The sequence below is a fragment of the Peptacetobacter hiranonis genome (assembly GCF_008151785.1).
Classification (GTDB): domain Bacteria; phylum Bacillota; class Clostridia; order Peptostreptococcales; family Peptostreptococcaceae; genus Peptacetobacter; species Peptacetobacter hiranonis.
Window position 1 is genome coordinate 1985791 of record NZ_CP036523.1, and the last position, 14185, is coordinate 1999975.

Consider the following 14185-nt stretch of genomic DNA (forward strand, 5'->3'; position numbering starts at 1 on the left):
ACTATGCAAAGGCAAAAGCCCTCGCATAGTGTTTTTATTTTTATTCTCCAATGTATCTAGTTGAAAGATAAGGATTATTTTGTTTTTCGTGTCCAAGTACAGAAGGTTCTCCATGACCAGGATAAACAGCTACTTCATTTTCGAATTTTTTTATCTTATTAAGAGATTTTTTCATTTTTCTTTCATCCCCACCTCTAAGGTCACATCTTCCCATGCTTCCTTTGAATAGAGTATCTCCTGTTATAAGATTGTTTTCTGTTCTTATACACATACCACCTTCAGTATGTCCTGGAGTGTGTATGAATAAAAGTTTTGTTTTACCTAAGTATAGGCTATCTCTATCATCTACATATATATCTGCATCAAATTCAGTTTTTCCACATCTCATCATATTACTTAAATTGTAACTTGCATCATTTAACATTTCTTTTTCATCTTTATGAGCTACAACTGGCACTTTTTTATATGCTAATATATCTTTAACATATCCTATATGATCTGCGTGTCCATGAGTTAGGATCACATATTTTAAATCTAATCCTTCTTCTTTTAAGTATTCTATTACTTCATTTGGACTTCCACCTGGATCCACTACTGCAGCCTCTTTAGTTTCATCATCTGATAGTATGTATACGTTTGTTGATGTATAAAAATCGTCAATTCTTTTAATTTCCACTATTTTATCCTCCTAAAAAGATTTATTTGATTCTAAAAGTATAGTTACTGGTCCATCATTTACTAAATCGACCATCATGTGTGCTCCGAATTCTCCTGTTTCAGTATTTATTCCCTGTTCTGAAACTTTTTTTACAAATTCCTGATAAAGTTTATCTGCTTCTTCTGGTGCAGCAGCATTTGTAAAACTTGGTCTACGTCCTTTTCTACAGTCACCGTAAAGAGTAAACTGAGAAACAGCAAGCATTTCACCGCCTATATCTTTTAGAGATAAATTCATTTTGTCATTTTCATCTTCAAATATTCTAAGATTGATAGTTTTATCAACTATATAATCTACATCTTTTGAAGTATCTCCATGTGTTACACCTAATAAAACAAGAAGACCTTTGTTTATCTTTCCTGTTGTTCTCCCATCAACTGTAACCTCAGAGCGAGATACTCTCTGTACAACAGCTCTCATCCTAAAATTCTCCTCATTTATATGTTAATTTGTCATTCTATAAATTCTTTCTACTCCTGGAACTGATTTTATCTTATTCATTATATAATCAAGCTGTTCTGTTCCATCTACTTCGACTAAAAGATTTATAGTAACTTCAGAGTCTTTTCCTTTTCTAGCATTTATTCCATTTAAACCTATTTTTTCATTTGCTACGATATGAGTTATTTCGTTTACAATTCCTCTTCTATCTACAACTTTTATCTGAATTTCTGCTTCAAATGTACTATTGCTATCTTTTCCAGCTCCATCCCAAGATACTTTTATCATTCTCTTTTTAAAGAATTCGTCATCTGGATTTACATTGACACAGTCTGCTCTATGAACAGCAACTCCTCTTCCTTTAGTTATATATCCAACTATTTCATCGCCAGGAAGTGGATTACAGCACTTAGCAAATCTTACTAAGATATTGTCAAGTCCTTCAACTATTATTCCCTGTGAAGGAGTTTTCTTTCTCTTCTTGCTGTATTCTGCATCACTTATGTTGTGTTTTTCTATATCTTCAGAAATGCTAGCTTTCTTTTCTTTCATAGCCTGTCTTATTTCTCTTGTGTAAAGCTCTTTAAGCTTTGTAACAACCTGAGATGCCATTATTCCACCATATCCAACTGTAGCAATTAAGTCCTCAACATTTGGTTGGTTGAATTTTTTAGCTATTATAAGCATATTTTTATCTATTACAGAATCTTTTGTAGTAGGTAATCCATGTTTCTTAAATTCTCTTTCAAGTATTGCATTACCACGTTCAATATTTTCTTCTCTTCTCTCTTTTTTGAAGAACTGTCTTATTCTACTCTTTGCGTTTGGAGTTTTTACTATACCTAACCAGTCTCTACTTGGTCCAGGAGAGTTTGAAGAAGTAAGTATTTCAACTATATTACCATTCTGTAATTTATAATCTAATGTAACCATTCTACCGTCTACTTTTGCACCAACACATTTATTACCTATATTAGTATGTACTCTATATGCAAAGTCTATTGGTGTTGATTCAGCAGGCAATTCTATAACATCTCCCTGAGGAGTAAATACATATACCTGGCTTGAGAAAACATCTTCTTTTAAGGCATCTAGGAATTCATGAGGATCTTTTAAATCTTTTTCCCATTCCATCATCTGTCTTAACCACTGAAGTTTTTCTTCGATTTTATCTTCTTTAGAGTTAGAGATACCTTCTTTATATTTCCAGTGTGCAGCTATACCGTATTCTGCTATATTGTGCATTTCATGCGTTCTTATCTGAATTTCTAATGGCTCACCATCTGGTCCAACAACTGTAGTGTGAAGTGACTGATACATATTAGGTTTTGGCATAGCTATGTAGTCCTTAAATCTACCTGGTATTGGCTTCCATAATGTATGTACAACACCTAACACAGCATAACAATCCTTAACTGTATCTACTAAAACTCTGACTGCTGTAAGGTCAAATATTTCCTCGAATGATTTGTTTTTATTTTTCATTTTTCTATAGATACTATAGAAATGTTTTGGTCTACCATAAACATCACATGGTATTTCCATTTCAGCAAATTTTTCCTGTAAACAGTTTACTATTTTTGCTATATTTTCTTCTCTCTGACTTCTCTTCATAGATACTTTTTCAACTAATTCATAATATCCATCGTGATCTATATATCTTAAAGCTAAGTCTTCAAGCTCCCATTTTATCTTAGATATACCAAGTCTATGAGCTATTCCACCATATATTTCTAGTGTTTCTGTAGCCTTATATTTTGCTTTTTCTGGATCCATGTAGTTAAGAGTTCTCATATTGTGAAGTCTATCGGCTAATTTTATAAGTATAACCCTTATATCTTTAGCCATAGCCAAGAACATTTTTCTCAAGTTTTCAGACTGTGTTTCTTCCTTTGAGCGGTATTTTATTTTACCAAGCTTTGTAACACCGTCTACAAGATCCGCTATTTCTTTATTAAAAATACTTTCTATATCCTCATATGTATACTCAGTATCTTCAACAACATCGTGTAATAGACCTCCTGATACTGTTTCTATATCTAGCTGCATATCGCATATTATATTTGCAACAGCTAGTGGATGTATAAAGTATGGTTCTCCCGATTTTCTCTTTTGATCTCTATGCGCATATTTAGCTAATTTATATGCTTTCATTATTGTGTCTAAATCACCATTTGGAGCATATGATTTTACTTTGTCTAGTATTTCAATAAGCTCTTTATCTGATTCAACAGAAGTATCGGCGAGAACTTCTAACGTTCTTTCATTTCTTTCGGCATCTTTTAACTTTATGCCTTCTAATTTCTTTTTTCCCTGCATAAAACCACCTTATTCCGTTCCATCTGTATGGCTAATCTATTGATTAGTATTTTATTATTGATTCAACATCATATACTTTTAGTTTATCTCTACCATTTAAGAACTCAAGCTCTATTAAGAACTGAATAGAAGCTATTTCTCCACCTAAACTTTCTATTAATTTAGTAGCTGCTTCAACAGTTCCTCCAGTAGCTAGTAAGTCATCTATTATAGCTACTTTTTTTCCTTCTTCTATTGAGTCTTTATGCATTTCTATTTTATCTGTTCCATATTCTAGATCATATTCAAAGCTAACCACTTCTGCAGGTAATTTACCTGGTTTTCTTATAGGTACAAATCCTACACCTAAAGCATAAGCTACAGGAGCTCCTAATAAAAATCCTCTAGCTTCAGGTCCAACTACATAATCGATATCTTTATCTTTTAAATTTTCAACTATTCTATCTACAGCTTCTTTAAAAGCTTCTCCATCTTTTAATAGAGTTGTTATGTCTTTAAATCCTATACCTGGTTTTGGGAAGTCCTGTATATTTCTTATTTTAGATTCTAAGTTCATCTTTTTTCCTCCAATACTTAAACATTATAAATTTCTTTTGCTTTTTCTCTAATTTGATTTAGGTTTATTAAAATTTTACTTCTATTTAAATCAAGCTTACTATCTGGTTTTGGTAGCATTTCAACATTTACAAAGTCACGCTCATCTATTGCCACATCAAATAGCCCAAGCTCTTTAAAAATCTTGATAATTGCAAATAGCTTTAAAGGAATCATTTTGAATATATTCATCGTGTCGTCCATTCTAACTTTAATTCCCCTATTTTTTGTTACATATCTATAAATATTTACAAATTCATTTCTAGTTGGTACTATGTTTTCCATTATGCTCTTAATATAAATTTTATCAATTTCATTGTAATTTTTTATTATTTCACATTTATTTTCCACTTTAGAGTATAGATTGACATAGTCATCCCTAGTATACAGATAATCATAAAGAATAATATTATTATATCTTTTTACGTCTATTTTATCAATATTAGGCGAGAATATCAGATGTATTTTTGAATGCTTTTTGTCATTTTCATCTATTTCTTTAAAATATATTTCTATATCTTCTTCTAAAAGTGTTAAATCTGATTTTGCTCTGAAAAATCCATTTATAGAGTTTGCTATTACAAGTGTATCGTCTTTGATAAAATCAAATATGTTTTCTACTCTTTTTCCCTCTATATCTATATGTCCTAATCCACTACCTTCTAAACTTTCTACATTGTACATACTATTTTCATTATCAGGAATTAATTCGTTCATAAGTTTAACAGCATCCATATTTGTCGTAGCCGATTTTGGATAAGCAAGTCTCAGGTCTTTAACTAAGAACTGCAATTTTCTTTTTCCCATAAACGTATTTTCATCTAATTGGAATAATACATCTATTCTATCTCCATTTTTTAAACCATCTATTAAATGAGCTGCATTAAATCCGACGCATTCAAATACACTTTCCTTTTCTATTTCTAGTTTTATATGCTGTTTATTTTGTCCCATGAATCTCATATCTCTAAGTATACAATCTCTTAAAATAAACTTTGGTGTTGGATTGCTCATACCAAACGGCTCAAGTTTTCTAAGTTCTTCAATTAAATCAAAGTTAGCTGATTTTTCATCTAATTCGTACTCTACTTTGATTTCTTCTATCATATCTTCTTCTGTAAGATTTATATCAGCTGATTCATTTATTCTTCTTCTAAGCTCTGGTACTTTATCTGCACTTATACTAAGCCCCGCCGCCTGTTCATGTCCACCAAATTTTGTAAGTATATCAGCACATTCTGTTAGGGCATCAAATATACTAAATCCTTTTATAGATCTAGCAGAACCTGTTGCCTCACCATCTTCTATACACATAAGTATTGTAGGTTTGTAGTATTTTTCTGTTAGCTTAGATGCTACTATTCCTATAACACCATGCTGCCAACCTTCATGTGCTAAAACTATAACCTTATCATCTTCATATGATGGATCATTTTTTATAATTGTTTCTGCCTCGTGATGAATTTTCATCTCTATCATTTGTCTATCATTATTTTTTTCATCTAATGCCAATGCTATTTCATGTGCAGTATCCTTATCTGTAGCTGTGAATAGTTCTACACCTAAATCAGAAAAACCTAGTCTTCCTGCTGCATTTATTCTCGGTCCTATTGTAAATCCTATATGAGAAGAACCTATTTTTTCTTTATCTACTCCACATACATTTATAAGTTCTGAAAGACCTAAATTATGCCCATTCTTCATAGCTTTTAGACCATTTTTCACAATTATTCTATTTTCATCTACCAAAGGAACTATGTCACATATAGTGGCTAGTGTAGCTATTTCTATATAATCATAAACTGTTGTTTTGAATACTTCTGGTGGAGTAAGTGCCTGTACTAGTTTAAATGCTATTCCACATCCACAAAGCATATCAAAAGGATAATTACAATCATCTTGCTTTGGATTTACAACTGCATATGCATTTGGGATTTCACTTTGACATTCATGGTGGTCTGTGATAATCATTTCTATACCAAGTTCATTTGCATATTCAACCTCATCTACTGATGTTATTCCGCAGTCGACGCTTATAATTAAATCGCACCCTTCAGAATTTATATATTCTATAGCCTCTTTATTTATTCCATATCCTTCTTCTAGTCTATTTGGTATATAATACTTAACATCAAAATTTATAGACCTAAAGTACGTAAGTAGCACCGACGTCGACGAAACACCGTCAACATCATAATCTCCATATATCCAAACTCTCTCATTTAACTCTATTGCCTTTTTTATACGCTCTGCTGCCTTTCCCATATCCTTCATTAAAAATGGGTCTCTCAAGTAATCTAAGGATGGATTTGTAAATAATTTTATCTCCTCCTCAGAATTTATGTTTCTATTTTCAAGAATTTGAGATATCTCTGGAGAAAGTTTAAACTTTTCTGTTTCATCTGTAACGTCTGGTTTTCCTCTATGTATTAGAGTCCACTTTTTCATATAATCCCTCCAATTCTACCTCTTCTTTATTTTAACTTTTACAATTTCTATAACTAAAATAAGCCCTATTATAAATGATATGAAAAATCCTGCAATCGCCATATATTTTATCCCCATATTTCTCTCTATATTAGGAGATGCAATAATAAGTGATGATCCAACTATTATGGATGCAAGTACTAAAGCCATTGTCATCTGTGTTGTTAGTTCTTTTATACAGTCCTCTATTCTAGTCATTTTAACTTCTTCAACAGATATTTTTACATTATTTTTTTCTACTATTCTAAGAACATTCTTTATCTGTTTTGGAAGATTTTTTAAATCTAATAATATATCCTCTATATTTCCTCTTGTTTCCATTACGATGTTTTTAGGATTTATTTTGCTCTTGTAGTAATTCTTTATAAATGCCCTACTAATTTCTCTAGCAGAAAATTCAGGATCCAATGTTCTCGCTGTTCCCTCTAATGTAATTATTGTCTTAGCTAAAGTTATCAACTGTGGTGGCATAGTTATTTTATACTTTCTAAAGAATCTAAAAATCTCATTTAATACTGTTCCTATGCTTATTCTTTCAAGCGGTATATCGTAATAATAGTGTATCATATACAGCATTTCACCCTTGAATCCCTCTATATCAGTTTCTTCACCTATTGCATCTATTTCAGTAAGAACTCTAACTATCTTATCTACATTCTTCTCTGATGCTGCAAGTGCAAATTTATTTAGGAAATTAAGAGTTCTATTGTCTACCATACCAATCATACCAAAATCTATATATGCTATTTGAGATTCACTAAGCACAAATATATTTCCAGGATGTTGGTCTGCATGGAAGAATCCAAAATCGAATACCTGTCTTAAAAAAGCTTTAACTCCTATGTGCGCTATTTTTTTAGTGTCCCAACCTTTTTCTCTAATTAAGTCTATATCACTTAATTTTATTCCTTCTATTCTTTCCATTATAAGAACTCTTTTAGTAGTATATTCCATATGAATCTCTGGAATATATACCTCATCGCTATTTTGGAAAATTCTCTTCATTTTTACAGCATTTACAGCTTCGAAATTATAATCTAATTCTCTTAATAACTGGCTAGACAGCTCCTCTAGCATCTCTTTCATATCTATATTGTAATCTTTTATAATATCCTGAATAGATCCAGATACTCTCTTTAATATCTCTAAGTCAGATTTTATAGTTTCCTCTATATCCGGACGCTGTACTTTTATTACAACTTTTTCTCCATCTTTTAAAACTGCATTGTATACCTGTCCAATAGATGCAGCTGCTATAGGCTCTTTATCAAACTCTGAGAATATTTCTTCTATATTTCTTCCAGTTTCTTCTTCTATTATTGCCATAGCTACATCGGTATCAAATGTTTCAACATCATCTCTAAGCTTAACAAGCTCATCTATCATATCTTGATCTAAAAGGTCCCGTCTTGTACTAAGAATCTGTCCCATTTTTATATACGTAGGACCTAGTTCTTGAAGTGCTAATCTTAACCTTTGGCCAGATGTCATATTTTTTATATCATCTTTAGGTTCTGAAGATGATACATCTATCTTGCTTCCAGATCCTTCTTTATTTATTCTCTCTATTATAAAACTAAAACCGTATTTAACCATAACCTGGGCAATTTCTTTATATCTTTTTATATGTCTATAACTTATTCGCATTATTTCACCGCCCATCTTTATATATTTAATTTTATTTTATCATACATTATCATTCTCTCGCACAAATAAATAAAAAAAAGAGATGGGTTAATTTTCCCATCTCTATAAAATCTATTTATTTATGTTCTTCTGCAGTTTTTACATATAAATCTGCACTTTTTTCTAAATTTTTCTTTTCTTCATCAGTTAATGGTCTTATTGCTTTTGCAGGTGATCCTATTATAAGCATACCATCTTCAAACTTCTTATTTGATGTAACTAATGCTCCTGCTCCAACTAAACAATGCTCACCTATTTCTGCACCGTCTAAAACTATAGCTCCCATTCCTATTAAAGAATTATCTCCTATTTTAGCACCATGAACAATTGCTCTATGTCCAACTGTTACATTATTTCCTATTATAGTTTTTTCTTCTCCATGTAGTACTGAGCCATCCTGTATATTAGTGTTTTCTCCGATGATTATTTCTTCATCATCACCTCTAACAACAGCATTATACCAGACACTAGAGTTTTTACCTATTTTTACTTTTCCTATAATATCAGCAGACTCTGATACATATACAGATTCTTCTATCTGTGGTTCTATACCGCAAAATGATTTTATCATTATTCGTTATCCTGACCTTCCATCATTAATTTAGCCTGTATCATTATTGCACATTCAGTACGTTTTCTCTGCATTTCACAACCTAAATCATATGGTTTGTTTATATCTCCATTGAAGTTTAATGCATTTGCATGACATCCACCTGAACAGTAGAATTTATTCCAACATTTTTTACATTCTTCTTTATTATATACGTGAGCATCTCTGAACATTTTCTGAAGATCTTCTGGGAATTCTATTTTTTCATCCATTATATTACCCATTATATATTCTTCCTGTCCAACGAACTGATGACATGGGTATATATCTCCATTTGGAGTTATTGATAGGTATTCATTACCTGCACCACATCCAGTTATTCTTTTTATTACACATGGTCCCTGTGTTAAATCTACCATAAAGTGGAAGAATTTAAATTTATCTCCAGCTAACTGTCTATCAGCTAATTCAGCTGCAAATCTTTCATATTCATCAAATATCTGTGGTAAGTCTTCTTTTCTTAATGCGAATGGATTTGATTCATCGTCTACAACTGGCTCAACAGAAGTAAGTTCAAATCCTAAATCTCTAAAGTGAAGTATATCTTTTGAGAAGTCTAAGTTTTCTCTAGTGAAAGTACCTCTTACGTAGTAATATTTATCTTTTGGTCTTTTTTCTACTAATTTCTGCATTTTAGGAACTATTACATCATAGCTTCCTTTGTCGTTTATAGTCATTCTCATGTTGTCATTTACTGCTTTTCTTCCGTCTAAGCTAAGTACAACATTGTGCATATTTTCATTTATGTAGTCTATTATTTCATCATTTAATAATAGCCCATTAGTAGTTATAGTAAATCTCATATTTTTACCATGTTCTTTTTCTATACTTCTTCCGTATTCTACTAACTGTTTTACAACTTCAAAGTTCATTAGTGGTTCTCCACCGAAGAAGTCTATATCAAGATTTCTTCTGCTTCCTGAATTAGCAACTAGGAAATCTAACGCTCTCTTACCTACTTCAAAGCTCATTAATTCAGGTTTTCCACCGAAGTTCCCCTGTTTAGCAAAGCAATATTTACATTTTAAGTTACAATCGTGTGCAACATTTAAACAAAGTGCTTTTACTACTGGTTCTCTGTGAACAAAAGCTGGGTGGAACTGATAGTTATCTTCTGTATAAAGAAGTCCTTCTTCTTCTAAGTTAGCTATTTCATCCCAAGCTTCTTCAACCTGCTCTTTAGTAAATTCATCTTTTAATAATTCAACTGTCTCTTCTTTAGTATTTTCTTTGTAGAAATCTAACACTCTATACGCAGCATCATCTACAACATGAACAGATCCACCATTAACATCTAGTACTATGTTGTATCCATTCATTGAATATTTATGTATCATACTCATATATTTTTCCTCCATCTATATTAATTTTTTTGATTTTTGACCTAAACTATCCTTCATTATATCATAACTTTACAATTTAATTCAATATTAGCAGAAATATAGCGTCATCATTTGGTATTTATTTTATATTTAAAATTATTTTTTACAAATTTTTTTATATTTTGTATACAAGATGATGTGTAATTATTATTTATGCCATACTATTTAACATTTCTTTTTTATTTTTTATCAAAAAATCTTTGTTTTTTTATTAATTATTGTAGCACATTTATTATTTTTATGTTATTATTAGTTTGTAGGCGGGAATAAGAGTATCACATTTAGTATATTCACTGCTTATATACTCAAACTTAAATTAAAAGGAGATGGCAACTTTGAAAGGAAATATAATACAGTACAATTTTTTAAGAATGGAAGATAAAGATTTTTACGCTTTTGATTATTCAATAGTTTTAGAAGATAAAGGTGATATGCTTACAATATTACCATTCAATAATAAATTCGCTAAGGATTCTATTTCTACTTTCTGCTTAGGAAAAATAGATGGATTCCTTGAAATAAGAAACGAAGGTTTCATAGAAAATGCTGGACAGTATGTTCACTTTGAAAAAATGATGGATGTACCTAAAGCTGATGTTCATGTAGTATACAAACAGGATATAAATGGTGGTCTAGTAAAAGACGAAAATGGTGAATTCATACCTGTTACATTATCTGACGAACAGAATGCAATGATAGCTGAAAAACATGAATTATACGAAGAAGGAGAAGCTAAAACTCCACTTAGCGTTATATTCAAAGCTGATAAGAGCTTCAAACTTGACTACAGCAGCATAAGTTCAAAAGAACTTCTTGAACTTGGAAATACAAAATTTGATAGATATAGAGAATTTAACTTTGGAGATGAAAAGGTTCTATTATTCTTCATCGATGGAAAACGTTATTCTATAATAATGAGAAAAGGACATACTTTATCTCGTGAAGAAAGAAACTCTGCATTAGCAGTTCACTTCAATATAGCCTAGTTCAATTATTTATAATATAAATCAAAACCATACCTCTTATAAGTTTAAAATAGCTGATATTTCTATATCAGCTATTTTTCTTTTTTTATAATCTCAAAATAAAAGTGACTATCGTGTGAATATCTATTATTAGATATCCTTTTGATAGCCACTTTTTAGAGGTTTATTTATTTTTGCAATTTTATGTTATTATTTTTTCTATTTTTTCTAGTACTTCTTCTTCATTGATTCCGTCCACCATTAAAGTTATCATCTGACCATGCATTATATTTAAGGCTACAACCTTTAATACATTTTTACAGTTGACAACTTCTGAATTGTACTTTATAAAAACTCGTTCTTCTCTATTTTGTATTATAGTCTTTATCCTAACTGCAATTCCAACATGAATTCCACCTATTGTATTAACTACAATGTCTTTAGTTATCATAAATTATCCTTCTATTTTTATAATTGTACCTATTTTTAATTCTGGCATATCTGCATTTTCAACATATATACTTCCTGGTAATGAAGCTTCTTTTGCTCCATCAAAAACTACTGTCATATGTCCTAAAGAAGTAAGATTTTTTTCAGCTACATTTCCTACAGCTGTTATTTCAAATTTATTTCCATCTATATCTAATATCTGACCTACAGTTATCTCTTTATTTGTATCTTTTATATCTATTGTGTAACAAAAATCTTTTAATGTATCTGGAGCATTATCACCAAATAATATAAACATTTTTTCTCCCTGGAATGCAGATACCATATCTCCTGCACCTATTATTTTATTTTCATATACTAAGCTCATTTTTATCCCCTTTTCTATTTTTATATTTTTCTAAGAAATCAATTAATATGTTATAGAATTTATTCCTTAGCTATAAAGACCTATACTAGCTGCCCAAGCTATTAATACTCTTGGAACACCTGTTAAGAATCTTGAATATAATACCGCTGGAACACCAACTTCAACTGTTTCTGCTTCAGCTTCTGCAAGACCTAAACCAACCGGTATAAAGTCACATGCACACTGAGTATTTATTGCAAATAATGCTGGTAATGCTAAGCTTGGTGCTATATTTCCTTTACCTATTTCAACACCTATTAAAGTCCCTATAACCTGAGCTATAACGGCACCTGGTCCTAAAAGAACTGATAAGAATGGTATAGAACATATAAATCCTAATATTACTAATCCTATTCCATTACCTGCTAGTGGTATCATTACCTTTGCGAATACATCACCTATTCCTGATCCCTGTATTATACCTATTAAAAGTGCAACAAATCCCATAAAAGGAAGTATTGTATTTATTACTGTCTGAACTGCATCTCTAGCTGCCTGATAGAAAGTATTTACTACTTTACCAGCTCCCATACCTATTTTTGTTATTATATTAGGCTTTCCTGATTCAGCCATAGTCTGAGAAACTTTTTTATCCGCACTATATTTGAATTTTCTTTCTTCCTTAGCTTCTTCTTTTTCTGTATTCTCTTTAACAGGCACATCTTCTGCTAATTCTATTTCATCTAAACCTACTGCTGATACATATATATCTTCTGTTATGAATTTTGCTAGAGGTCCTGATTTACCAACTGGCATAACATTTATTGTAGGTATTCTTTTCTGTGGATATATACCACATCTCAAAGTTCCACCACAGTCTATTATAACCATAAATATCTCTTCTTCTGGCACAGATGTTTTAAATCCATTTACTGGAGTACATCCTGTTAATTCAACTATTTTATCTACTATATCTGGTTTTGCTCCTCCACCAGTTATATATAATAATACATTTTTTTCTTCTGTTGGTTTCACTGTTAGAGGTCCACCAAATCCACCGCTACCTTTTGAAACTTTTATTGCTCTATATTCTGACATCGTCTGCTCCTCCTATTATCAATCGATCTTTTATTGCCATTATTCAACTGCTTTTATTTCATTGCTTAATTCTATTCCCTGCTGCTTCATAACATATTTTGTTGTAAAATCTGTTACCCAACCGCTTAGGAAATTACATACTAAACCTACTAATAAATAACGTAATGCAAGTGGTGTTGTACTTAATCCTAATGTTTCAACACCTTTTGCTATCCCTAAGAATATGAATATTTCCCCAGGATTTATGTGTGGGAATATACCACTTGAAGTATGGCAGAAGTAACTTGCTGATGCATAATAGCTTGGTTTTAATCTTTCTGGCATAAATTTACCCATTGATAATGCCATTGGGTTACCTAACATAAAAGCTGATACAAATGGTAAAACCATATATCTTAATATTGGATTTTTTGTACAAACTTTTGCAAATTTATATATTCTTTTCTGACCTATTAAATTTATTAAAGTGTTCATTGCTATTAAAAGTAATAATACCTGTGGAACTATCCCACTAACCCATGATACAAATGTTTCGGCACCTGTATTAAATAGGCCCATAAATCCTTCTGCGAATTTTACTATATAATCCATTATTGAATCCTCCTAAATAATTTATTTCCCAGTAGCTATACATTTTAAAGAATCAGTAACTTTTCCTATTGGACTTTTTTCTGGTTTTATTTCTTCTCCGTTTATTATCCGTCTATAATTACTTGAAGCATTTTCTATAGCTTTTTTTACTGGTTTAGGTAAATTTAATTCCTTTTGTATATTTCCTATATTCTCATCATTTAGCATATTAAACTTTTTAAATCTAGCTAATATACTAACTCCTGACATACATACTCCTTCAATTATTTTTTCTTCTTCATCTATAGCAAACATAGCTATAGATCCTGCAAAAATAGCTCCTTTATATTTTCCGATTGCAACTCTTCCTATTTTTCTCAATCTTTTATAATTTTTATTAAAATCTTTTATCTGAATAGATGCAAATATAAATTGTAGTACAAATGCTACACCTAAACTTATAAGTAAAAACCAAAAGTTCATAATTACCTCCCCTTTTTTAAAACTACTGTTCTTTTT

At 30.8% G+C, this 14185-nt stretch carries 15 protein-coding genes; 2 read left to right on the forward strand and 13 right to left on the reverse strand.

The annotated features are described in order from the left end of the window. Positions 1-40: 40 nt before the first annotated feature. The 8 genes from KGNDJEFE_RS09295 to scfB form a co-directional block, all read right to left on the reverse strand. On the reverse strand, positions 41-676 hold the full coding sequence (locus tag KGNDJEFE_RS09295; protein WP_006440869.1) for an MBL fold metallo-hydrolase: 636 nt from the start codon (positions 674-676) through the stop codon (positions 41-43). A 12-nt stretch (positions 677-688) separates the two neighbouring features. Continuing rightward, entirely contained in the window at positions 689-1138 is a 450-nt protein-coding gene (dtd, locus tag KGNDJEFE_RS09300; RefSeq protein WP_006440868.1) for a D-aminoacyl-tRNA deacylase, read from the reverse strand. 24 nt (positions 1139-1162) lie between these two features. Then, complete coding sequence (locus KGNDJEFE_RS09305) at positions 1163-3478, reverse strand: RelA/SpoT family protein (protein ID WP_006440867.1); 2316 nt, start codon at positions 3476-3478, stop codon at positions 1163-1165. A gap of 43 nt (positions 3479-3521) precedes the next feature. After that, the gene (locus KGNDJEFE_RS09310; RefSeq protein WP_006440866.1) at positions 3522-4034 is read right to left on the reverse strand and encodes an adenine phosphoribosyltransferase; all 513 of its coding nucleotides are present in this window, start codon (positions 4032-4034) and stop codon (positions 3522-3524) included. 17 nt (positions 4035-4051) lie between these two features. Then, positions 4052-6520 (reverse strand): single-stranded-DNA-specific exonuclease RecJ, encoded by a 2469-nt coding sequence (gene recJ, locus KGNDJEFE_RS09315; RefSeq protein WP_006440865.1) that lies wholly within the window; start codon positions 6518-6520, stop codon positions 4052-4054. Positions 6521-6535: 15 nt separating this feature from the next. Beyond that, positions 6536-8206, reverse strand: a complete 1671-nt coding sequence (locus KGNDJEFE_RS09320; RefSeq protein ID WP_040410670.1) for an ABC1 kinase family protein — start codon at positions 8204-8206, stop codon at positions 6536-6538. A 115-nt stretch (positions 8207-8321) separates the two neighbouring features. Beyond that, complete coding sequence (locus KGNDJEFE_RS09325) at positions 8322-8816, reverse strand: gamma carbonic anhydrase family protein (protein WP_006440863.1); 495 nt, start codon at positions 8814-8816, stop codon at positions 8322-8324. After that, on the reverse strand, positions 8816-10198 hold the full coding sequence (gene scfB, locus KGNDJEFE_RS09330) for a thioether cross-link-forming SCIFF peptide maturase (protein WP_083780567.1): 1383 nt from the start codon (positions 10196-10198) through the stop codon (positions 8816-8818). The genes KGNDJEFE_RS09325 and scfB overlap by 1 nt, the downstream gene beginning before the upstream one ends. A 188-nt stretch (positions 10199-10386) precedes the next feature. Between scfB and KGNDJEFE_RS11990 the strand changes: the two genes are divergently transcribed. Next, positions 10387-10452 (forward strand): sortase B protein-sorting domain-containing protein, encoded by a 66-nt coding sequence (locus KGNDJEFE_RS11990; protein WP_408634609.1) that lies wholly within the window; start codon positions 10387-10389, stop codon positions 10450-10452. A gap of 120 nt (positions 10453-10572) precedes the next feature. After that, positions 10573-11223 (forward strand): hypothetical protein, encoded by a 651-nt coding sequence (locus KGNDJEFE_RS09340; RefSeq protein ID WP_040410669.1) that lies wholly within the window; start codon positions 10573-10575, stop codon positions 11221-11223. Between the two features lie 181 nt (positions 11224-11404). Here the strand turns inward: KGNDJEFE_RS09340 and KGNDJEFE_RS09345 are convergent, their stop codons facing one another. From KGNDJEFE_RS09345 to KGNDJEFE_RS09365, 5 genes are all read right to left on the reverse strand, one after another. Then, complete coding sequence (locus KGNDJEFE_RS09345) at positions 11405-11653, reverse strand: HPr family phosphocarrier protein (protein ID WP_006440860.1); 249 nt, start codon at positions 11651-11653, stop codon at positions 11405-11407. Between the two features lie 3 nt (positions 11654-11656). Beyond that, complete coding sequence (locus tag KGNDJEFE_RS09350; protein WP_006440859.1) at positions 11657-12019, reverse strand: PTS glucitol/sorbitol transporter subunit IIA; 363 nt, start codon at positions 12017-12019, stop codon at positions 11657-11659. A gap of 66 nt (positions 12020-12085) precedes the next feature. After that, a complete protein-coding gene (gene srlE / locus KGNDJEFE_RS09355; protein WP_006440858.1) occupies positions 12086-13096 on the reverse strand; it encodes a PTS glucitol/sorbitol transporter subunit IIB in 1011 nt (336 codons plus the stop codon). Between the two features lie 39 nt (positions 13097-13135). Further along, complete coding sequence (gene srlA, locus KGNDJEFE_RS09360) at positions 13136-13687, reverse strand: PTS glucitol/sorbitol transporter subunit IIC (RefSeq protein ID WP_006440857.1); 552 nt, start codon at positions 13685-13687, stop codon at positions 13136-13138. 21 nt (positions 13688-13708) lie between these two features. After that, positions 13709-14149, reverse strand: coding sequence for a transcriptional regulator GutM (locus tag KGNDJEFE_RS09365; protein WP_006440855.1), 441 nt, complete (start codon positions 14147-14149; stop codon positions 13709-13711). Between the last annotated feature and the right edge of the window lie 36 nt (positions 14150-14185).